20 protein-coding genes and 1 riboswitch are annotated in these 19,638 nt (G+C 69.5%); of the genes, 5 read left to right on the top strand and 15 right to left on the bottom strand.

Annotated elements, in window-relative coordinates; genetic code table 11:
- Positions 1 to 1,662, bottom strand: coding sequence for an ABC transporter ATP-binding protein (locus M7D61_RS01485; protein WP_298226880.1), 1,662 nt, complete (start codon positions 1,660 to 1,662; stop codon positions 1 to 3).
- 44 nt (positions 1,663 to 1,706) lie between these two features.
- Between M7D61_RS01485 and M7D61_RS01480 the strand changes: the two genes are divergently transcribed.
- A complete protein-coding gene (locus tag M7D61_RS01480) occupies positions 1,707 to 2,318 on the top strand; it encodes a PH domain-containing protein (RefSeq protein WP_298226878.1) in 612 nt (203 codons plus the stop codon).
- Between the two features lie 5 nt (positions 2,319 to 2,323).
- On the opposite strand, the gene M7D61_RS01475 is transcribed toward M7D61_RS01480, so the two are convergent.
- The 3 genes from M7D61_RS01475 to M7D61_RS01465 form a co-directional block, all read right to left on the bottom strand.
- Entirely contained in the window at positions 2,324 to 3,466 is a 1,143-nt protein-coding gene (locus M7D61_RS01475; RefSeq protein ID WP_298226876.1) for an ABC transporter permease, read from the bottom strand.
- The gene (locus M7D61_RS01470; protein ID WP_298226874.1) at positions 3,463 to 4,995 is read right to left on the bottom strand and encodes an ABC transporter permease subunit; all 1,533 of its coding nucleotides are present in this window, start codon (positions 4,993 to 4,995) and stop codon (positions 3,463 to 3,465) included. Before M7D61_RS01470 ends, M7D61_RS01475 begins: the two co-directional genes overlap by 4 nt.
- A gap of 121 nt (positions 4,996 to 5,116) precedes the next feature.
- A complete protein-coding gene (locus tag M7D61_RS01465) occupies positions 5,117 to 6,937 on the bottom strand; it encodes an ABC transporter substrate-binding protein (protein ID WP_298226872.1) in 1,821 nt (606 codons plus the stop codon).
- 222 nt (positions 6,938 to 7,159) lie between these two features.
- Here M7D61_RS01465 and M7D61_RS01460 point away from each other — a divergent pair, with 222 nt between their 5' ends.
- Together M7D61_RS01460 and M7D61_RS01455 are read left to right on the top strand one after the other, a co-directional pair.
- Positions 7,160 to 7,528 (top strand): DUF393 domain-containing protein, encoded by a 369-nt coding sequence (locus M7D61_RS01460; RefSeq protein ID WP_298226871.1) that lies wholly within the window; start codon positions 7,160 to 7,162, stop codon positions 7,526 to 7,528.
- Positions 7,507 to 8,292, top strand: a complete 786-nt coding sequence (locus M7D61_RS01455; protein WP_298226869.1) for a CPBP family intramembrane glutamic endopeptidase — start codon at positions 7,507 to 7,509, stop codon at positions 8,290 to 8,292. The genes M7D61_RS01460 and M7D61_RS01455 overlap by 22 nt, the downstream gene beginning before the upstream one ends.
- 75 nt (positions 8,293 to 8,367) lie before the next feature.
- Here M7D61_RS01455 and M7D61_RS01450 read toward each other — a convergent pair whose 3' ends face one another.
- From M7D61_RS01450 to M7D61_RS01415, 8 genes are all read right to left on the bottom strand, one after another.
- Entirely contained in the window at positions 8,368 to 9,339 is a 972-nt protein-coding gene (locus M7D61_RS01450) for a hypothetical protein (RefSeq protein ID WP_298226867.1), read from the bottom strand.
- A 124-nt stretch (positions 9,340 to 9,463) separates the two neighbouring features.
- Entirely contained in the window at positions 9,464 to 12,433 is a 2,970-nt protein-coding gene (gcvP, locus tag M7D61_RS01445; protein ID WP_298226865.1) for an aminomethyl-transferring glycine dehydrogenase, read from the bottom strand.
- A 13-nt stretch (positions 12,434 to 12,446) separates the two neighbouring features.
- Complete coding sequence (gene gcvH, locus M7D61_RS01440) at positions 12,447 to 12,818, bottom strand: glycine cleavage system protein GcvH (protein ID WP_298226863.1); 372 nt, start codon at positions 12,816 to 12,818, stop codon at positions 12,447 to 12,449.
- A 1-nt stretch (position 12,819) separates the two neighbouring features.
- Positions 12,820 to 13,986 (bottom strand): glycine cleavage system aminomethyltransferase GcvT, encoded by a 1,167-nt coding sequence (gene gcvT / locus M7D61_RS01435; RefSeq protein ID WP_298226861.1) that lies wholly within the window; start codon positions 13,984 to 13,986, stop codon positions 12,820 to 12,822.
- 79 nt (positions 13,987 to 14,065) lie between these two features.
- Positions 14,066 to 14,171: riboswitch (glycine riboswitch) on the bottom strand.
- Between the two features lie 55 nt (positions 14,172 to 14,226).
- Positions 14,227 to 14,892 carry a CHAD domain-containing protein gene (locus tag M7D61_RS01430; protein WP_298226859.1) on the bottom strand — a complete coding sequence of 222 codons (666 nt, stop codon included), beginning with the start codon at positions 14,890 to 14,892 and terminating at the stop codon, positions 14,227 to 14,229.
- 1 nt (position 14,893) lies between these two features.
- Complete coding sequence (locus M7D61_RS01425) at positions 14,894 to 15,274, bottom strand: DUF1801 domain-containing protein (RefSeq protein WP_298226965.1); 381 nt, start codon at positions 15,272 to 15,274, stop codon at positions 14,894 to 14,896.
- 270 nt (positions 15,275 to 15,544) lie between these two features.
- Positions 15,545 to 16,717, bottom strand: coding sequence for a hypothetical protein (locus M7D61_RS01420; RefSeq protein WP_298226857.1), 1,173 nt, complete (start codon positions 16,715 to 16,717; stop codon positions 15,545 to 15,547).
- A gap of 73 nt (positions 16,718 to 16,790) precedes the next feature.
- The gene (locus M7D61_RS01415) at positions 16,791 to 16,976 is read right to left on the bottom strand and encodes a hypothetical protein (RefSeq protein WP_298226855.1); all 186 of its coding nucleotides are present in this window, start codon (positions 16,974 to 16,976) and stop codon (positions 16,791 to 16,793) included.
- A 98-nt stretch (positions 16,977 to 17,074) separates the two neighbouring features.
- On the opposite strand from M7D61_RS01415, the gene M7D61_RS01410 reads away from it, so the two are divergent.
- Positions 17,075 to 17,326: a DUF1272 domain-containing protein gene (locus M7D61_RS01410; RefSeq protein ID WP_298226853.1), complete on the top strand. Its 252-nt coding sequence runs from the start codon at positions 17,075 to 17,077 to the stop codon at positions 17,324 to 17,326.
- A 161-nt stretch (positions 17,327 to 17,487) separates the two neighbouring features.
- On the opposite strand, the gene M7D61_RS01405 is transcribed toward M7D61_RS01410, so the two are convergent.
- From M7D61_RS01405 to ychF, 3 genes are read right to left on the bottom strand one after another with little or no spacing between them, the layout of a single operon-like run.
- A complete protein-coding gene (locus tag M7D61_RS01405; RefSeq protein ID WP_298226851.1) occupies positions 17,488 to 17,832 on the bottom strand; it encodes a type II toxin-antitoxin system PemK/MazF family toxin in 345 nt (114 codons plus the stop codon).
- Entirely contained in the window at positions 17,825 to 18,052 is a 228-nt protein-coding gene (locus M7D61_RS01400) for a hypothetical protein (RefSeq protein ID WP_298226850.1), read from the bottom strand. The genes M7D61_RS01405 and M7D61_RS01400 overlap by 8 nt, the downstream gene beginning before the upstream one ends.
- A gap of 50 nt (positions 18,053 to 18,102) precedes the next feature.
- Positions 18,103 to 19,176, bottom strand: coding sequence for a redox-regulated ATPase YchF (gene ychF, locus M7D61_RS01395; protein ID WP_298226849.1), 1,074 nt, complete (start codon positions 19,174 to 19,176; stop codon positions 18,103 to 18,105).
- Between the two features lie 255 nt (positions 19,177 to 19,431).
- On the opposite strand from ychF, the gene M7D61_RS01390 reads away from it, so the two are divergent.
- A partial coding sequence (locus tag M7D61_RS01390; RefSeq protein WP_298226848.1) for a hypothetical protein occupies positions 19,432 to 19,638 on the top strand: 207 nt, incomplete at its 3' end.

The raw sequence follows: 19,638 nt of genomic DNA, 5'->3' as shown, positions 1-19,638 counted from the left end.
CTAAGAGGTGGCGCGCCTCTCCCGCTGCTCGCGCTGCCGAACCGGGTCGGGCAGCGGCACGGCGGCAATGAGGCGCTGGGTGTAGGGGTCTTGCGGGTTCCGGAGGATCTGGTCCTTCGTTCCCTGCTCGACGATTTTACCCTGGTGCATCACCAGGATGCGGTGCGCGAGGATGTCGACGACTCCGAGGTCGTGCGTGATGAAGAGGCAGGCGAACTGCAGCTCGCGCTGCAGACCCTGCAGCAGGTCGAGGAAACGGGCCTGCACTGAGACGTCGAGGGCCGAGGTCGGCTCGTCGGCGATGAGCAGCGGCGGGCGCAGCGCAAGCGCCCTGGCGATGCCCACCCGCTGGCGCTGACCGCCGGAGAGCTCGTGCGGATAGCGGTTGCGGAAGCTGCGGGGCAGTTCGACCTCGTCGAGCAGGGTCTCGACCCGGCGGTCGAGCTCCTTGCCCTTGGCGAGCTTCGCGAGCAGGATCGGCTCGCCGATGGACTCGCCGATCGGCATTCGTGGGTTGAGCGAGGAGCCCGGGTCCTGGAAGACGATGCCGGCGTTGCGCCGCACACCTTTGATGACGCGCTCGCTCGCACCCGCGATGTCCACGCCGTTGACCGACAGCGACCCGCCGTGCACCGGCAGCAGCCCGATCGCCGCGCGGCCGATCGTCGTCTTGCCCGAGCCGGACTCGCCGACGAGCCCGACCACCTCGCCGCGGCGGATGTCGAAGCTCACGCTGTCGACGGCGCGGAACGCGGGGATCCGACCGCGCTTGGGGTATTCGATGACGACGTCCTTGATGCTGAGGACCGGCGAGTCGTCGCGCAACGTCTCGGCCGTGACGGAAGCGCCGCCCCCGAGCTCGAGCCGCGGAACGGCGGCGAGCAGCTGCTGCGTATAGGGGTGCGTCGGTCGCTCGAAGACGTCGACGATGTCGCCGGCCTCGACGATCTCGCCGTCCTTCATGACGATGATCTTGTCGGCCATATCGGCGACGACGCCCATGTCGTGCGTGATGAGGACGACCGCGCTCTGCAGACGCGTGCGCAGGTTGCGGATGAGGTCGAGGATCTCGGCCTGCACGGTCACGTCGAGCGCCGTGGTGGGCTCGTCGGCGATGAGGAGCTTCGGATCGCACGACACCGCCATGGCGATCATCGCGCGCTGACGCTGCCCTCCCGAGAGCTGGTGCGGGTATTTGTCGACGGAGACCTCGGGAGACGGCATCTCGACGAGCTCGAGGAGTTCGATCGCCCGCCTGCGCGCCTCGGCCGGCGTCATCCCCTTGTGGACGCGCAGGGTCTCGATGATCTGGGCGCCGATCGTGTAGACCGGGTTGAGCGCCGTCATCGGCTCCTGGAAGATGACGGCCATCGCCTCGCCGCGCAGCTTGCGCAGCTGGGCGGCGCTGATCGCGCTGATGTCGCGGCCGTCGAACTCGATCGTGCCGCTGACCCGCCCGTTCGGCGGCAGCAGGCCGAGCAGCGCCATCGAACTCGAGCTCTTGCCCGAGCCCGACTCGCCGACGATCGCGAGGATCTCGCCGGGCAGGACCTCGTAGTTCATGCCGGCCGCGGCCGGGTACCAGATGCCGTCGACCCAGAAGTCGACGCCGAGGTCGGTGACCTTGAGAACGGGGGTCGGGTTCGCGGTATCGATGGTCATGCTGCTGCGGCCCTCTCGGAAGCGGCCTGTGACACCATGGAGCGGTGCCCCGGCCCGTCGTTCTGCGTCCCCGTTTCGGCATCGTGCTGACGTGCCTGGTCTGGGCGATCTGCGTGTTCTGCGTGCTCTCGCTGGCGTTCGGCCCCGGCGTGATCGACGCGCTGCGCTACCTCCCGGCGTTCGCGCTCGCCGCCTTCGCGTGCTGGGCGGTGTTCTGGGCGCCCGCGGTGAGCCTCGACCTCAGCGGCGTGAGCCTGCGCAACATCGTGCGCACCCGCCGCATCACCTGGCCGGCGATCACCGCGGTCGAGACGAAGTACACCCTGACGATCCACGCCGGCCGCGCCCGCTACACCGCCTGGGCCGCGCCGGCGCCAAGCCGCTTCGCCGTCAGCCGCGCGGCGAAGGCCGATCTGCGGCACCTGCCGCGGTCGACCTACGGGCCCGAGGGCACCGTCGCGCTCGGCGACATCCCGAGCTCGGACTCGGGTCTCGCCGCCCTGCACGTGCGCCGGCAGTGGGAGGCGCTGCGCGAGGCCGGATACCTCGAATCGGGCCTGGTCGAAGGCGCGGGCGTCGTGACGACCTGGCATCGGGGCACGCTCATCGCGCTCGCGGCGCTGGCCCTGGCCACGCTCGTCGGCGCGCTCGCCTAGGACCGTCATGCGCGCGCCCCGGCGGGCTTCTCGCGCACGGCCGAGGCCGCCTTGCGCGCCTTGGCGTTGAGCATCCGGCGCTGCCGGGGATCGAAGGCGTCGCGCAGGCCGTCGCCGATGAAGTTGATGGTGAGCGCGATGACGATGATGAACGCGCCGGTCCACCAGAACAGCCAGGGACGCGTCTGGAAGGCGCTGTCGTAGAGGTTCATGAGCGAACCCAGCGACACATCGGGGGCCTGGACGCCGAGACCGAGGTAGCTCAGCGCCGCCTCGAGGAGGATCGCCGCCGCCATGGTGAGCGTCATCGAGACGATGATGACGCCGGCCGTGTTCGGCAGGATGTGCTTGAACATGATGCGGAAGTCGCCGGCGCCCGCGACCTTGGCCGCCTCGACGAATTCGCGCGAGCGCAGCGCGAGCACCTCGCCGCGCACCAGGCGGGCCAGGCTCGTCCACGACAGCAGGCCGAGCAGCAGCGCCAGCACGAACGATCCGGCCCCCACCGCGTAGTGGCCGACGATCGCGGCGAGCACGAGCGCGGGGACGATGATGAAGAGATCGGTGACGCGCATGAGCAGCGCGTCGACGACTCCGCCGAAGTAGCCGGCGACCGCCCCGATCACCGCGCCGATCACGGTCGAGACGATGCCGATGACGAAGATGATCATGATCGACTGCTGGATGCCGCGCATGACCTCGGCGAAGATATCGGTCCCCACCTCGTCCTGGCCGAAGGGGTGGGCGCCCAGCGAGAACGGCCACAGCGTCAACGTCGGATGCGTGTCATTGACGATCGGATTCGCCGAGATGTAGTCGTACTTCCACCAGCCGTGGATGTGCAGGCCGAGCGCGTCGATGCCCACCGAGCTGAAGGACAGGATGACGATGAGCAGCAGCACCGCGAGCGAGATCATCGCGCCCTGGTGGCGGGTGAAGCGACGGAAGACGATGCCGCTCTGGCTGAGTCCTTCGACCTCTTTGAGCTCGATGGCGTTCTCGGCCCTCTCGAGCTGAGAGCCGGATTCCGCCTTGGTGGTCTCGACCTCGGCGAGCACCTGCTCGGCGCCCGCGCTGCCGCCCAGCGGCAGTTCGTCGAACGGGTTGGCGCCGGGCTCGGTGCCCTGCGGCTCTTCTGTTCCGGTCATGAGGACACTCGGATTCGCGGGTCGAGGGACGAGTAGACGACGTCGGCGATGACGTTGAAGACGATCGCGCTGATGCCCGTGACGAGGAAGACGCCCATCACGGTGTTGACGTCGACGACGGTGAGCGCGTTCTGGAAGAGCGCGCCCATGCCCTGGATCCCGAACACCTTCTCGGTGACGATGGCGCCGCCGATGAGGGCGCCGAAGTCGAGGGTGATGATCGTGACGATGGGGATGAGCGCGTTGCGGAACGCGTGGCGCATCACCACGGTGCGCTCGTTGAGGCCCTTGGAGCGCGCCGTGCGGATGTAGTCCTGGTTCATCACGTCGAGCATGCTCGCCCGGGTGTAGCGGCTGTACGCCGCGAGCGAGGCGAGCGTGAAGGCGAGCGTCGGAAGGGCGAGGTGCGTGAAGGTGTCGAGGCCCGTCACCCAGAAGTCGCCCTGCAGGTTCGGCGTGCCCGAGCCGATCGTCGCGATGGGGCGATTGTTGATGTACGAGCTCGTCGTGTAGATCCGCCAGACCCGCATGAACCGATCGATGGCGATGACGATGCCGACGAGGACGGCCGTGATCGCGGCGCCTCGCATCGACACGTCGCGGTCGAAGCCCCCCCAGAGCCAGCCGACGAGCAGCCCCACCCCGATCGCGGCGAACGCGAGCAGTGCGATGAGCCCGAAGGAGGCGTACGGGAACACGTACTGCAGCGGGTAATAGAGGGCGATGCCGATGGCCGCGGTCGTGAGCGCGGAGTACAGCGCGCGCCGGTTCTCGAGGCCGGCCGTGAGGGCGGTGACGAGCACCGCCAGGCCGATGGCGAGCACGCCCACCACTCCGATGCCGAGGCTCGGATCGTCGAACCACCGCGTCGCCGAGAGGTAGAGGAGCACCGCGGCGGTCGCCGCGCCCGAGATGAGGAAGATCGTGAGCCTTCGCCGGAGCGAACCGCCGAGGATGCCCAGCCACACGATGCCCATCGCGACGGCGATGGCCGCGATGACGATGGGGCTGATGACCGGATCCTGCAGGAAATTGTTGAACCCGATGGCGAGGTACTGCTTGAGCATCACGGCGAGCCAGAAACTCGGCAGCGAGTAAAAGAGGAACGAGACGAAGGTCGTCGCGTAGTCGAACGCGGTGTACTGCCGCAGCGCGGTCGCGATGCCGATCGTGAGGCCGACGACGATGGCGATGACGGTCGCCGCACTGAGCAGCTGGAGCGTCGAGACCACGGCCGTGCCGAGCTGGGCGGTCACCTGCTGGCCGCCGTTGGTCAGCCCGAGCGAGAAGTTGCCGACGAAGCCCTGGAGGATGCCGCCGAACCAGATGAAGTAGCGCAGCGCCGGCGGGACGTCGAGGTGGAGGAAGGCGATGCGCTGATCGATGAGGAACTGCTTGTTGGGAAGCTTCGTCTGCTCGAGATCCTGCAGCGGATCACCGGAGTAGCAGGTGAGCACGTAGACGAGATACGACGCCACCAGCAGAACCACGATCGAAGCGATGAACCGCCTCGCGAGGAACGAGATCATGGGGGGCCTTTCTGTGCCGGCCGGTGCGCTGCCGGGCCCTGTGCAGCACGGGGGCGCCGGTGCCTGCGCACCGGCGCCCCTTCGACCACCGCCGACGGAAATCAGCGGCGATCAGCTGTTGCTAGTTCGTTGCGGACGGCGCCGGCGAGGTGCTCGACGGCGTCACCTGCCACTGCCAGTAGTTCCAGAACGGGCCGACGCCGACCGGGTTGTCGGACACGTTGGAGACGTTGTCCGTCCAGGCGACGAGGTTCGGGAACTGGTAGAGCGTCACACCGTAGGCGTCAGCCCAGGCGTTCTTGTCGATCTGCGCCAGCAGGGCGTTGTTCTGGTCGGCGGTGCCGGTGCTGGTGGCCAGCTGGTCCCACAGCGTGTCGCTCGCCTTGTTGGAGTAGCCGTTGTAGTTGGCGGTGCCCGCCGTCTGGAAGGCTGCCTGGTTACCCGTGTAGGCGAGGCTGGTGTACTGCCACGCGAAGAGCGCGACGTCGTACTTGCTGTTGCCGAGGTTGCCGAAGTAGGTCGCCGTCGGAGCCCCGTCGTCCTTGATGACGAAGCCCGCCTGCTGGGCGCTCTGCTGGATCAGCTTGAACTCGTTGACACGGCGCGGGTTGTCGGTCGGGTAGGCGAAGATCACCGTCGGGCTGGTCACGCCCGCCTTGGCGAGCAGCGCCTTGGCGCCGGCGATGTCGACGGCGTCGTACGACTTCGCGTCGCTGGCCGCGACCGACTGGTCGTAGCCGGCGGCACCGGGGAGGAACATCTGCGAGTCATCGAGCACCGCGTTGGGGTTGAGGGGCTTGATGAGCTTGTCGAGGATCTCCTGGCGGGGGACCGCCTTGAGGAACGCCTCGCGCACCTCGAGGGCCTTGGTCGCGTCGCCGCCGTAGGTGGCCGGGTTGAACGGGCCGCCCGGCCGGTTGAACGTGAGGTCGACGTGCTCGTACGTCGCGCTGTTGTCCGTGGTGTACTTCACGCCCGTGATCTTCTGGACGGCCGCGAGCGTGTCCGTCGTCGGCTGGCCGGTGACGATGTTGACCTCGCCGTTGGAGAGGGCCTGGATCGCCGCGGTGTTGTCCGGGATGAAGCGCAGGGTGACCGTGCTCACCGTCGGCGTGCCGGGGCCCGCCGTGTAGCCCTTGCGGAGCTGCAGGGTGATGTACTTGTCCTTCACGAAGTCGCTGACCACGTACGGGCCGTCGACGACGAGGAGCTTCGGGTCGGTCGGCATGCTCGTGACGTTCCACTTCGTCGACCATGCGGCCGCGAGAGCCTTGATCGTCGCGGTGTCATCGGTCTGGATCGCCTTGATGACCGCTGCGTCGGCATCCGCGTTGCTCAGGTTCTTGGCCGGGAAGGCCTCCTGGTAGGCGATGTGCGCCGGAATGTAGGGGCTGAGCAGCGACTGCTCCCAGTCGACGAACGGCTTGCTGTACGTCGTGGTGATGGTCAGGCCGTCGCTGGAGATCGTCGGGACCGACGTGATGCTGTCGATGCCCACGCCCGGCGTGACGCCGATGGAGTTGAAGTTGACGCCCTTCGCGCTGTTGTACTTCGCGATGTCGGAGGCCCAGGTCAGCAGCACGTCAGCGGCGTTCACCTGGTCGCCATCGCTCCACGTCGCACCCTTGTTGATCGTGTACTGCACCGTCAGCGGGCTGGTCGAGGTGACCTTGTACGTGCCGAAGGCGGTGTTCTGCTGCAGCTTCGGGGTGTTGTCGTAGTAGTTCCAACCCGTCGTCGTGAGGTTCGTGAGGTTGGCGTTGTACGTCGAGTAGGTCTGCGGGGTGTTCTCGTTGAATGAGGTGACCGAGCCGTTCGAGGCCAGCGTGATCGAGGTGTTCTGCGCGATCTCCGAGCTGGTGCTCGGCGCGGAGCAACCGCTGACGATGACAGCGACGGCCGCGACCGCGACTGCGGCAACGGTCAGACGTCTGATCTTCAATTTTCCTCCTGGAATTGGGAGCAGGGCGGACAGCGCGTTGTGCAGGCGCACTGCAACTCTTGGTACCTGCGAACCTAGGGGGGGTTACCGGAGAGGGCCAAACCGACGGACAAACCGTTACAAGACGGTAACGCCGCGTTGTGTCTGAGCTGTGCGGCGGCACAGTCGGCCTGGGTCGAGCCACCACCGCGGCCGCCTGCTCAGGACGGGTAGATTCGGCTCGTGACCGCTCTGCTCGTCTTCGATGGGGACTGCGGATTCTGCACGAGCGCGGTCGACTGGCTGAAGCGCGTGCTGCCCGCAGCGCCGGCGGCCGTGCCGTACCAGTGGGCCGACCTTGCCGCACTCGGCCTGACCGCCGCCGAGGCCGGCGCCAGGGTATGGCTGGTCGAGGGCGCACAGCGCTACGGCGGCAGCCGCGCGGTCGCCGAGCTGCTGCGGCGCCAGCCCGATGCACGGTGGCGTCTGCTCGGCTGGCTCGCCGCTGTGCCGCCGTGGTCGTGGGCGGCGGGTCTCGGCTACCGCCTCGTCGCGCGGTACCGCTACCTGCTTCCGGGCGGAACCCCCGCATGTCGGGCGAAGCGCGCGTGAGCGATCCCCTGCCGTCGCGGAAGCGGGTGTGGTGGGAGATCGCCATCGTGCTCGGGCTCTCGCTCGGGCAATCCGCCGTCTACTCGGTCATCGACATCGTCGCCGCCCTCACGGCGCCCACGCCGATCGGCGAGCAGACCACTGCGCTCAACCCCTCGCAGAGCCCGCGGGAGTGGCTCGATTTCACCTACCAGTTCGCCGGCGTCGTCTTCGCGTTCGCTCCCGTCGCGCTGGCACTGTGGCTGCTCTGGCAGCCGGCTGTCTCGGGATTCCGGCGCATCGGCTTGGACTGGCGCGGACGGCGCGCAGGGCGCGATATCGGCGGCGGGTTCGCGCTGCTCGCCATCATCGGCATCCCGGGCATCGCGCTGTATGCCGTCGGGCGCATGCTCGGCTTCACCATCGACGTGCAGGCCGCGCCCCTCGCCGGCTACTGGTGGACCATCCCGATGCTCGTGCTCTCGGCGCTGCGCTCCGCCGCCGAGGAAGAGGTCATCGTCATCGGATACCTCTTCACGCGCCTGCGCGAGCTCGGCTGGCGCGGCTGGTGGATCATCGCCGCGGCCGCCCTGCTGCGCGGCAGCTATCACCTCTACCAGGGCTTCGGCTCGTTCGTCGGCAACGCGGTGATGGGCGTCGTCTTCGGCTGGGTGTACCGGCGCTGGGGCCGGGTCCTCCCCCTCGTGGTCGCGCACCTGCTGCTCGACGTCATCTCGTTCGTGGGCTATCCGCTGGCCGTGCAGCTCTGGCCCGGGGTCTTCTGATCTCGCTCCGTTGCTGCTGAGTACCAAACCGTCTGACCGGTCGGGCACGCACGTACCCAACGGCAACGTTCGACATCAGAAAAGCGTGCGCGGCGCGGCGAAACGCACCGGCACACCGGCCTCGATGAGCTGCCGACGCAGGGCGTGCGGCTGCATGAGCTCGGGCCATCCCCAGCGGAACACCGCCGCGCCCTCGGCCCGCAGCGCGTCCTCCCGCCGCTTCTCGGCGACGACGACCTCACCCGGCGAGCGCCCCTTCAGATACTCGGGCTTGAGGTACTTCCCTGCGCCATCGAACTCGCCGATGCGAGCGAGTTCCGGCCATTCGAAATCAACCTCGAAATGCCGGATGCCCGGAAGCGGCGACCGGTGCACGACCTGAAGCTCCGGAGGCGGGCATCCGAGCAGCGCCAGGAGCGCACGGCTCGCGGATTCTCCGGGTGATCCGGCGCGCGGATCAGCGAACTCGATCGCCCGCCGCGCCGCCGCAACGCCCGCGACGGGGCCGAGGCTCTTGGCGTCATCGAGGATCGCGAGACGGTCGACCAGCCCGTTGGCGATCGCATAGTCGAGAACCGCGACCGCCGCGGCGAAGGGAAGGGTACGTGCAAGGTCAAGCGCCGTCCTGCGAGGGGTGGTCACGAAGTGCGCTCCCCATGGCATCACGTCGGTGTCGGAGGCCTCGGCGAGATGCACCCGCACGCCGGCTTTGCTGCGTCGTGCGGAATCCGGTGGTTCGACGATGTCGACCAGTCCGGTGGCCGGGCCCAGGAGCGGCAGACCGTGGATGATCGCCGCCGTGCGATGACTGAACACCGCCGGACGCTTTCGAGTCAGGCCGACTGCGACCGCCTGCCTCAGCGCAGCGCGTTCGATGGTCAGGTGGCGCGGCGTCTCCTCCGGTTCGCGTCCAGCGGGCAGGTAGATGCCCCGGCGGATCCGCTCTACCTCTCCGCGGCTCAGAGCGCGCGCAGAAGCGTTGCTCGGCGACGCGCCGCGAGCGGGATGCCGCGCGTCGATGAGGTCGGGGTCGTCAGGCTCATGCATCCGCGCACCATGCCAGATCACGCGACCCGGCCACTCGGCCTGGGGATAACCGCGAGCGTTGCCGTTAGATACGAGCGTGCCTGTCCGGCCAGGCGGGTTCGTACCTAACGGCAACGCTGAGCGGTCAGGCGAACGCCTCCACAGGCGGGCATGCGCAGAACAGGTTCCGGTCGCCCCAGGCGTTGTCGATGCGGCGCACCGGCGGCCAGTACTTCGCCCGCACCTGCGCCGAGCCGGCCGGGAAGACCGCGAGCTCGCGCGAGTAGGGGTGCTCCCACTCCCCCGACACGACGGATTCCGCGGTGTGAGGCGCATTGTGCAGGGGGTTGTCATCCGCCGGCCACTCGTCCTGCGCGACGCGCTCGGCCTCGCGGCGGATCGCGATCATCGCGGCGACGAACCGGTCCAGCTCGCCGAGGTCCTCGCTCTCGGTCGGCTCCACCATGAGGGTGCCCGCCACCGGGAACGACATGGTCGGCGCGTGGAATCCGTAGTCGACGAGGCGCTTCGCGACGTCGTCGACCGTGACACCGGTCTCGGCCGTGAGCGGGCGCAGATCGAGGATGCACTCGTGCGCGACGAGGCCGCCCTCACCCGCATAGAGCACCGGGTAGTGGTGGTGCAGCTTCGCAGCGACGTAGTTCGCGGCGAGCACCGCGGAGCCGGTCGCGCGGGCGAGGCCGTCGGCGCCCATCATCCGCACATAGGCCCATGAAATGGGCAGGATGCTGGGACTGCCGTACGGCGCGGCGGACACCGGCGCCCCGCCGTGCACGTAGACCGGGCGGGCGCCGCCGTCGAACTGCAGGCCATCGCCGCGGCCGGTCCCGGTCGCCGCCAGCACACCGGGATGGTCGGCCGATTGGGCGAGCGGGTGGCCGGGCAGGAACGGCGCGAGGTGCGCCTTCGCCGCCACCGGGCCGACGCCGGGGCCGCCGCCGCCATGCGGGATGCAGAACGTCTTGTGCAGGTTGAGGTGCGAGACGTCGCCGCCGAACGCCCCGGGCTTGGCGTAGCCGACGAGGGCGTTGAGGTTCGCGCCGTCGACGTAGACCTGACCGCCGGCCGCGTGCACGGCATCCGCGATCGCGACCACGTCGTGCTCGTACACCCCGTGCGTCGACGGGTAGGTGATCATGAGCGCCGCGATCTCGTCGGCGTGCTCGGCGATCTTGGCGCGCAGGTCGACCAGGTCGACGTTGCCGTCCGCGTCGGTCGCGACGACGACGACGCGCAGGCCGGCGAGCACCGCCGACGCGGCGTTCGTGCCGTGCGCCGACTGCGGGATAAGGCAGACGGTGCGCTGCGCGTCGCCGCGCGCAAGGTGGTAGCCGCGGATCGCGAGCAGGCCGGAGAGCTCGCCCTGCGAGCCCGCGTTGGGCTGCAGCGACACCGTGTCGTAGCCGGTGAGCTCGGCGAGCCAGATCTCGAGCTGACCGATGAGCTCGAGATAGCCGGCGACATCGGAGGCCGGAGCAAAGGGATGGATGTCGGCGAACTCCGGCCACGTCACCGCGGCCATCTCGCTCGCCGCGTTGAGTTTCATGGTGCACGAGCCGAGCGGAATCATGCCCCGGTCGAGGGCGTAGTCGCGGTCGGCGAGCTGCTTGAGGTACCGCATCATCGCCGTCTCGGAGTGGTACGAGTTGAACACGGGATGCTCGAGATACGCGGAGGTGCGCCGGAGGGAATCCGGAATCGGCGAAGCGGGGCGCCGAGTGCCTGCGTCCTCGCCGACCAGCGGCGCGACGCCGAGAGGGGCGAGCACGCGGTCGACGAGCTCGGGGTCGGCGCTGAACGTCTCGTCGAAGCTGAGCCGCAGCGTTCCGGCGTCGACGACGTTGTAGAGGATGCCGGCGGCGTGGGCGGCATCCGCGATCTCGGCGGCCCGCCCGGGCACGAGCACGGTGAGCGTGTCGAAGAACGGCTGATCGACGACATCGACCCCCGTGGCCTGCAGGCGCGCCTTCGCGTCGATCGCCGTGCGGTGCACGCCCTGCGCGATCGCGCGGATGCCGCGCGGGCCGTGGTACACGGCGTACATCGACGCCATGACCGCGAGCAGCACCTGGGCGGTGCAGATGTTCGAGGTGGCCTTCTCGCGGCGGATGTGCTGCTCACGGGTCTGCAGGGTGAGGCGGTAGGCGGGCTTGCCCGCGGCGTCCTGGCTCACGCCGACGAGGCGGCCGGGCAGTTGGCGCTCGAGGCCGGAGCGCACCGCGAGGTAGCCGGCGTGCGGGCCGCCGAAGCCCATCGGCACTCCGAATCGCTGCGACGAGCCGACGGCGATGTCGGCGCCGAGCTCGCCCGGGCTGGCGATGAGCGCGAGTGCCAGCAGGTCGGCAGCCATGACCACGAGGCCGCTCTGCGCTTTCACCGCGGCGATGACCTCTCTCGGATCCCAGACGCGGCCCGACGCCCCGGGGTACTGGATGAACGCGCCGAAGACGTCGAGGTCGGCCGGCGGGGCCTGGCCGTAGGCGGTGTAGTGCAGCTCGATGCCGACGGCCGCGGCGCGGCCCTCGAGCAGCGCCTTGGTCTGCGGGAAGGCATCCTCGTCGACGAGGAAGACCGCGGACGCGGACTTCGATGCGCGGCGGGCGAGCAGCATGCCCTCGGCGACCGCGGTGGACTCGTCGAGCATCGACGCGTTGGCGATGTCGAGGCCGGTGAGGTCGACGACGACCTGCTGGAAGTTGATGAGCGCCTCGAGGCGGCCCTGCGAGATCTCGGGCTGGTAGGGCGTGTAGGCGGTGTACCACGACGGGTTCTCGAGCACGTTGCGCTGGATGACCGCGGGGGTGATCGTGCCGTAGTAGCCCTGGCCGATGAGGCTGGTGTTGACCGTGTTGCGGGCCGCGATGGCTCGCAGCTCGGCGAGCGCCTGCCGCTCGCTCGCCGCGCGCGGCAGGCTGTGGAAGCCCTGGGCGCGGCGCGGATCGATCGGCGGCAGCTGGATCGCCTCGGGGAGGGCCGTGCGGACGAGCTCGTCGAGGCTGCCGTAGCCGACCGCGGCGAGCATCGCGGCCTGCTGCGCGGAATCCGCCCCGATGTGACGGTCGGCGAAGGTGGACCGGAACGTGTCGATGCTCATTCGGCGCGCCCGGCTACTCGGCGATGAGCGCGTCGTAGGCCGCGGCCTCGAGCAGGTCCGGCAGCGCGTCGTACCTCACCTTGATGAGCCAGCCCGCGCCGAAGGGAGCGGAGTTGACGAGCTCGGGCGTGTCGACGACCGTCTGGTTGACGTCGACGACCGTGCCGCTGACGGGGGCGAAGAGCTCGCCGACCGACTTCGTCGACTCGATCTCGCCGACGACCGCGCCACTGGCGACCGCCGTGCCGACTCCGGGCAGTTCGATGAAGACGACGTCGCCGAGCTGGTCGGCGGCGTACTGGGTGATCCCGATGGTCGCGATGTCGCCGTCGACGAGCACCCACTCGTGCTCGCTGGTGTACTGGAGGTTCGCGGGAGAGCCCATGTCAGTTCTTCTCTCTCTGGTAGAAGGGCAGGCGGATGACGGTGTAAGGGGAGGCGGTGCCGCGCACGTCGACGTCGACGACGGTGCCCGGCTCGGCGAACGCGGGGTCCACATACGCCATCGCGATGGGGTGGCCGAGGGTCGGCGAGAGGGCGCCGGACGTGATCTCGCCGATGGTCAGGCCGTGGCTGACCACGGAATACCCGGCGCGGGCGGCGCGCCTTCCCTCGCCGGTCAGGCCCACGAGCACGGGCCGTCCTTCGCCGGCGGCAGCGGATGCCTCGATCGCGGCGCGCCCGACGAAATCGCCCGGCTTGCCGAGCGCGACCACGCGGCCGAGGCCGGCCTGCGCGGGCAGGGTCTCGAGCGAGAGCTCGTGGCCGTAGAGCGGCATCCCCGCCTCGAGGCGCAGCGTGTCGCGGGAGGCGAGGCCGCACGGGACGAGCCCGGCCCCGGCGCCGACCTCGACGAGGGCATCCCACAGCACCGGCGCGACATCGGGGGCGCAGAAGAGCTCGAAGCCGTCCTCGCCGGTGTAGCCGGTGCGGGCAATGAGGACCGGCTCGGTGCGGAAGAAGCCGGCGACCGACCAGTAGTACTTGAGAGCGCTCAGCGCCGCCTCCACGTCTTCGCCGTCGGGGTGACCGCCTGCGATGGCGAAACCGGGCGTTCCGGTGACGATGGCGAGAGCCCGCGGCCCCTGCACCGCGATGAGGGCGACGTCGTCGCTCTCGTCGTAGACCTCGACGTCGAATCCCTTCGCGCGCTCGATCAGGGCGGCCGCGACCGGTGCGCGGTTGGCGGCGTTGGCCACGACGAGGAAACGGTCATCGCCGGTGCGGTACACGACGAGGTCGTCGATGATGCCGCCGGTCGCGGCAAGCAGCATGGAGTATTTGGCCTGGCCGAGTTCCAGCGCCGAGAGCCGGCCTGCGAGCGCGTAGTCGAGGGCGGCCGCGGCATCCGGGCCGACGAAGACGATCTCGGCCATGTGGCTGAGATCGAAGATTCCGGCGCGGGTGCGCACGGCGTGGTGCTCGAGGAGGTCGCTCGTGTAGCGCACCGGCATCTGCCAGCCGGCGAAGTCGGTGAAGGTGGCCCCGGCGGCGACGTGCACGGCGTGGAGCGGGGAGAATCGGGGCTCGGCAGGAGCCGCGGTGCGGGTCATGAGTTCTCCGTCGGCATCAGGCAGGGCGGGCCCTGTCAGAGAACTCCCCCTCTGGCGGCGAGACGCCTACCAGAGCGGCCAGTTCATCGCGGTACTCGTACCTGAGAGATTGTCGGGGAGGATTGCACCTTCGGTGCCCCACTGCGCGGCCGTCGCCCCGCGTGCGGCTCTCCCGCGATGACCGTATGGCCCGATGTTCAGTTGCTGCGACCAGAGTAGCGGGCGCAGGCCGCCGTCGCGTCACCGCCTCGGCACCAGCGCGTCGGCGCGCGCCTGCGCCTGCTCGCGGATGGCCGCGTAGATGCCCCCCTCACCGGCGAGGGAGCGCGCGAGCAGGGTGTTGTCGCGGTGTTCGCCGAGAACCTCCTGCAGGTGCTCGCCGGCGGCGCCGATCTCGGCGTCGCCGTAGGCTTCGCCGAGGTAGCGCACCGCGCGAGCGGCCTTGCGGGCCTCGTGGAGCAGGACGAGCGGATCGATGCCTTCGGCATCCTCGGCCGCCCGCTCGACCAGGCGGATGAGCTCGCGGTAGCGGTCGCCGTCGAGGAACTCGGCGATGCGGCGGAACGCCCGCACGCGGCGCTCGCGGGTGCGCCCGACGAGCCGTTCGCGCGCCTCCTCCGCGGCGGATTCCTCCGCCCCGGCCCCCGCGATGAACTCGTCCGCACGGTCGGCGTACACCTCGAGGTCGCGGGCCTTCCCGAGCAGCCGGCCGTAGCCGCGCAACGCCTCGGCCGCGCGCTCGGCGCGGCGTCCGGGCACGACGGAGAACAGCGCCCGCAGGCGCCGGGTGAGCGCGCGGGCCTTGTGCACGGCATCCGGTGCATCGGCGCGCACCAGCGGTTCGACCGCCTCGAAATCCTCGATGACGCTCGTCAGCCAGATCGGTTCGTTCGCGCCGCCGCTCACGTCAGTCGTCGTCCCACTTCGCGCCGGTGGCGAGGTGCTCGGCGACGCGCGCGGCCATGAGGCGGGCGCCGAGCTCGGCGGGCACCGGCTGGTCGTAGCGGACCTTGATGGCACCCTCGATGCCCTGATAGCCGGCCGCGACGACCTCGTCGCGGTACCGGGTGAAGAAGCGAATCGGGAAGCGCAGCGAGCAGTGCTCCTGGAACGACTGAAGCAGCCACAACCGGTTGCCGTCCAGGACGTAGCAGGGCTGGTTCCACTTGAGCTCTTCGACCGCGGCAGGCGCAGCCGCGAGGCTGAGGGCGCGCAGCTCGGCGAGGTGCGGACGCCGGATGGCGCTCAGCTGGGCCATGAAGTCGTCGACATCCATCCGCCTCGGCATTGCCACGGCGCGAGCCTAGCCCGGCTCGCCGCCCCGGGCGAGCGACCCCTCCAGGGCGACGATCTGGGCGATGGTCCGGGCGTTGCGGGCAGTGGCGGCGACGAGGTTCCCGTACCCAGGTACTTGAGAACCGGCGCACCGGTCTCGCGCTCGAGGAGCCGCGATACCAGGCGGGATCCCCCGCGGAACCGCGAAGCCTCGCACTGGGCGTTGACGCAGCGCTCGGGTGCGCTGCCCGCCTTCACGCCGGCTCAGCCGCCGCCGAGGGCGTCAGTACCAGTACGGCGAATGGGAGGTCTCGAATTGGAGCGCGTTGCACGGCGAGCCGTACCTGCTGGCGATGTAGCCGAGCCCCCAGTCGACCTGCGTGCGGGCGTTCGTCATCCAGTCCGCGCCGGCGGCGGCCAGCTTGCCCGCCGGGAGCGCCTGCGGGATGCCATATGCCCCGCTGGAGGTGTTGTAGGCGTTGACCCGCCATCCCGATTCAATGCTCCAGAGCGTCACCAGGCATTGGAACTGGGCTCCGTTCCAGCCGTAGGCGCCCATCCGGCCGCTCGCATACGATTGGGCGGCGGCCGGATCGGGGCTGAGGCCGACAGCGACGAGGGCGAGCTGGCTGCCGCCACCGCTGGCGGCATTGCTGCTGCCGCCCGAGGCCGCGGCGCGGGCCGCGGCCTCGGCTGCCGCTTTGCGACGGGCCAGCTCCTCACGGTATGCGACGCCGGCGTAGTACTGCTTCTGCGCGGTCACGGCGGTGTTCTGCAGAGCGGCGGCCTGCGCGTAGAGCTCGTCGACGTGCTGCCGCTGTACCGCGAGGGCGGATTGCGCGGCGATGGTGGCCTGTTCGGCGTCGTTCAGGCGCGCCTGCGCGGTACGGGCTGCCGCCGCGCGGGCCTGCTCGGCGCTCGTCGCCTGGGCGGTGAGGGCCTGTGCGAGGTTCGCCGCGACGGTAGCCGACTGGTCGAGCCGCGAGCTGATGACGGTGATCTGCGTCATGAACCCCAGTCGGTCGAGCAGCGTGCCGGCATCCGAACCCGTGGCGGTGAGCAGTTGGGCGCTGAGGTCGCCTGAGCCGAAGCGGTAGAGCTGCGCGGCGAACGCGCCATAGCGCTGCCCGGCGGCCACCGCCTGGGCGTGCGCGACCGCGGCGGCGTGCGCGGTCGTGCGCGCCGTTGTCGCGGCCTGCTCGAGCGCGTCGGCAGCGACGGTGTAGGAGGCCTGGGCTTTGAGCTGCTCGGCCGCGGCGGCATCGACGCGATTCTGCAGATCGGAGAGCGCCGCCGACACCTTCCGGTATTCGGCCTGCGAGGCCGCGGCATCGGACCGTGCCGCCTGAACCTCGCCCCAGCTCGGGAAGTCGGGGGAGGCGTCCGACGTCGGAACGAGCGCCACGGTGACGGGCGTCAGCAGGGCGACAAGCATGGCGATCAGGCCAACACGCACGACCCCAGGGTAAGTGACGCATGAAGTCGGAGGCGTATCACGTTGACGCGTGGGACAGGTTCTGACCTGCCCTTCAGGCGAGGCGGATGATCCAGGTCACGTCCTCGAAGCGCGGGCCGATCTCGTCGTGATGCCGGAGCACCCGGATGGCTGCCCGGCCGGCGACCACCCCCGGCCGGCGTATTCGGGGATCCTCGACGACGAACGCACCGAGACCGCAGCGGCGTTCCGCGACACCCTCGGCGTCGGAGTGAACCACAAGTGCGCCCGCCCCTGCCGGCCGCATTCACAACGTTCTTGAGAGCTGCAGCCAGCGACCAGGGGACCGGGGCTCCGCGGCGTTGCTAGCCTTCCGGCATGCTCGAACTGCGCCCGAACTGCGAGTGCTGCGACCGCGACCTGGCGCTCGACGACCCCGAGGTGTTCATCTGCACCATCGAGTGCACCTGGTGCGGTGATTGCGCCCGCGAACTCGACTACACCTGCCCGAACTGCGAGGGGAACCTCACGCCGCGACCGCTGCGCCCGGTGGCGTGGCTGGCGGAGTATCCGGCGTCGACGGCGCGCGTGTTCAATCCGGATTGCAGGGAACGGCTCGCGCTGGCCTGACGTCCCGCCCGCCCCAGCATTCGAGGCCGCGCGCGACCTCCTTGAGTTAGGCGCTGTCCTCCGCGCTCATGGGCAGGTAGTAGAAGGGCGCGGGCGCGCACGACTCGACGATCTCCGCTGCCCACGCCCACACATTCCGCCTCGCGCCTGATGCTCTCAACTCAGGGGAGCGCCAGGAAATCGCGAAGCCAACGGTCGACCTCGACCATCGTCGCGGCATCCGCCGTGCCGATCGGATCGAACAGGCGATCTCGCGTCACCGTGCGCACCTGCTCGGTCATCGCGAAGGTCGGCCTCGCCAACGAAAGATCAGCGCCCCTCAACGGGACATGGTTCGGCCAGCCGCGATCGGACGTGGTGGCCGGCACGATGATGGCCAGCGTGTCCGCCTGCTCGAGGAAGAGATCGCTCGCCACGACCACAACCGGGCGGCGGCCGCCCTGTTCCCGCCCGACCGAGGGGTCGAGATCGGCCCAGACGACGGAGCCGCGCCGGATCTCAGGCATCCGCGAGACCGTCGCCGAGCGCTACGTCCCACGCATGGAACTCGTCCCAGTAGCCGCTCTCCGCACCACGGAACGCCCGCCCGAACGCCTCCATGCGCTGCCGACGCTCGTATGCGTCGAGGAGGTTCTCGATGAGGCCCGCAGCCGTCACGCCGCGGTCGCTCGCATCCTGGTTGATGCGGTCGCGGAGCTCGGCCGAGACCTTGATCGTCGTCGCCATGCAGCAAGTCTACCTTCGGGTATACCGGTCAGTAAACTCGGATTCCGCGCTCACACGTTGAAGCGGAACTCGACCACGTCGCCGTCCTGCATGACGTAGTCCTTGCCCTCGATGCGGGCGCGGCCGAGCTCGCGGGCCCTCGCCACGGAGCCGGCGGCGATGAGATCGTCGAACGAGATGACCTCGGCCTTGATGAATCCGCGCTCGAAGTCGGAGTGGATGACACCGGCGGCCTGCGGCGCCTTCCAGCCCTTGTGGATCGTCCACGCGCGGGTCTCCTTGGGCCCCGCGGTGAGGTACGTCTGCAGGCCGAGCGTGTCGAAGCCGATGCGGGCCAGCTGGTCGAGACCGGATTCCGGCTGACCGGTCGCCTCGAGCAGCTCCTGGGCGTCCTCGGGCGAGAGGTCGATGAGCTCCGACTCGATCTTGGCGTCGAGGAAGACGGCCTTGGCGGGGGCGACGAGCGCCTCGAGTTCGGCCGTGCGCGCGGAATCCCGCAGCACCGCCTCGTCGACGTTGAAGACGTAGATGATCGGTTTCGCGGTGAGCAGGCCGAGATCCTTGATCGGGGCGAGGTCGATGCCGGAAGCCGAGAGCACCGTGCCCGCCGCGAGCGCGGCCCGCGCCGCCTGCACGGTCTCGAGCACGACGGGCTCGGTCTTCTTGCCGCGCACCTCCTTCTCGATGCGCGGCTCGGCCTTCTCGAGGGTCTGCAGGTCGGCGAGCATGAGCTCCGTGTTGATCGTCTCGAGGTCGGAGGCGGGATTGACCTCGCCCTCGACGTGCACCACGTCGCTGTCGCTGAAGCCGCGCACGACCTGGGCGATGGCGTCCGCCTCCCGGATGTGGGCGAGGAACTGGTTGCCGAGCCCCTCCCCCTCGGAGGCGCCGCGGACGATGCCGGCGATGTCGACGAACGAGACCGGCGCAGGGACGATGCGCTCGCTGCCGAACACCTCCGCGAGCCTGCCGAGGCGCTCGTCGGGCAGGTTGACGACGCCGACGTTGGGCTCGATCGTCGCGAACGGGTAGTTCGCCGCAAGGACATCGTTCTTCGTCAGCGCGTTGAACAGCGTCGACTTGCCGACATTGGGAAGACCGACGATTCCGATCGTGAGAGCCACGGATTAGAAGCCTACTTCGCGGGTAGCGGAGGAACTCCTTGGGAGGACCGAATCCGGCCTGAAATAAGGGCTCTCGGCTCCGTCGGCGTCGCGGGCGGACTGTCCCTGGCCTCGTTAGGCAATTGTCGCCAACGAACCCTTCGTTAGTCTACCGAATGCGAGCTGCCCGACCGAAACCGCACTCCGTTCCGACCGAGCGTGACGGTCGGCGTGCCCCGGACCAGTGTCGTCGCCCCCTGCTAGCGTCGGAGAGTCATGACTACCGCAGCGCCTCAGGCTCTTGCCCTCTTTGAAGACGACTTCGCTGTGGTCGAAGATGGGGACTTCTACGCTCGGCAGCTGATCACCTACATCGGGAACAAGCGTTCCCTCGCTGCGCACCTTGAGCGGGCGCTAGCCGAGGTGCGTGAACGGGTTGGTGGACGTCGGCTTCGAACGCTGGACCTCTTCGCGGGGTCTGGG

The sequence above is a fragment of the Gryllotalpicola sp. genome, assembly GCF_027352875.1.
Taxonomy (GTDB): Bacteria; Actinomycetota; Actinomycetes; order Actinomycetales; family Microbacteriaceae; genus Gryllotalpicola.
This window is presented reverse-complemented; position numbering and strand designations above follow the sequence as displayed.

Excerpts from the sequence above, each read along its gene's own strand:
- M7D61_RS01470 (WP_298226874.1), bottom strand. The coding sequence starts at position 4,995 with ATGATCTCGTTCCTCGCGAGGCGGTTCATCGCTTCGATCGTGGTTCTG.
- gcvP (WP_298226865.1), bottom strand. The coding sequence starts at position 12,433 with ATGAGCATCGACACGTTCCGGTCCACCTTCGCCGACCGTCACATCGGG.
- M7D61_RS01455 (WP_298226869.1), top strand. The coding sequence starts at position 7,507 with ATGTCGGGCGAAGCGCGCGTGAGCGATCCCCTGCCGTCGCGGAAGCGG.
- gcvH (WP_298226863.1), bottom strand. The coding sequence starts at position 12,818 with ATGGGCTCTCCCGCGAACCTCCAGTACACCAGCGAGCACGAGTGGGTG.
- M7D61_RS01400 (WP_298226850.1), bottom strand. The coding sequence starts at position 18,052 with ATGGCGACGACGATCAAGGTCTCGGCCGAGCTCCGCGACCGCATCAAC.
- M7D61_RS01485 (WP_298226880.1), bottom strand. The coding sequence starts at position 1,662 with ATGACCATCGATACCGCGAACCCGACCCCCGTTCTCAAGGTCACCGAC.
- M7D61_RS01405 (WP_298226851.1), bottom strand. The coding sequence starts at position 17,832 with ATGCCTGAGATCCGGCGCGGCTCCGTCGTCTGGGCCGATCTCGACCCC.
- M7D61_RS01425 (WP_298226965.1), bottom strand. The coding sequence starts at position 15,274 with ATGCCGAGGCGGATGGATGTCGACGACTTCATGGCCCAGCTGAGCGCC.
- M7D61_RS01475 (WP_298226876.1), bottom strand. The coding sequence starts at position 3,466 with ATGACCGGAACAGAAGAGCCGCAGGGCACCGAGCCCGGCGCCAACCCG.
- gcvT (WP_298226861.1), bottom strand. The coding sequence starts at position 13,986 with ATGACCCGCACCGCGGCTCCTGCCGAGCCCCGATTCTCCCCGCTCCAC.
- M7D61_RS01410 (WP_298226853.1), top strand. The coding sequence starts at position 17,075 with ATGCTCGAACTGCGCCCGAACTGCGAGTGCTGCGACCGCGACCTGGCG.
- M7D61_RS01450 (WP_298226867.1), bottom strand. The coding sequence starts at position 9,339 with ATGCATGAGCCTGACGACCCCGACCTCATCGACGCGCGGCATCCCGCT.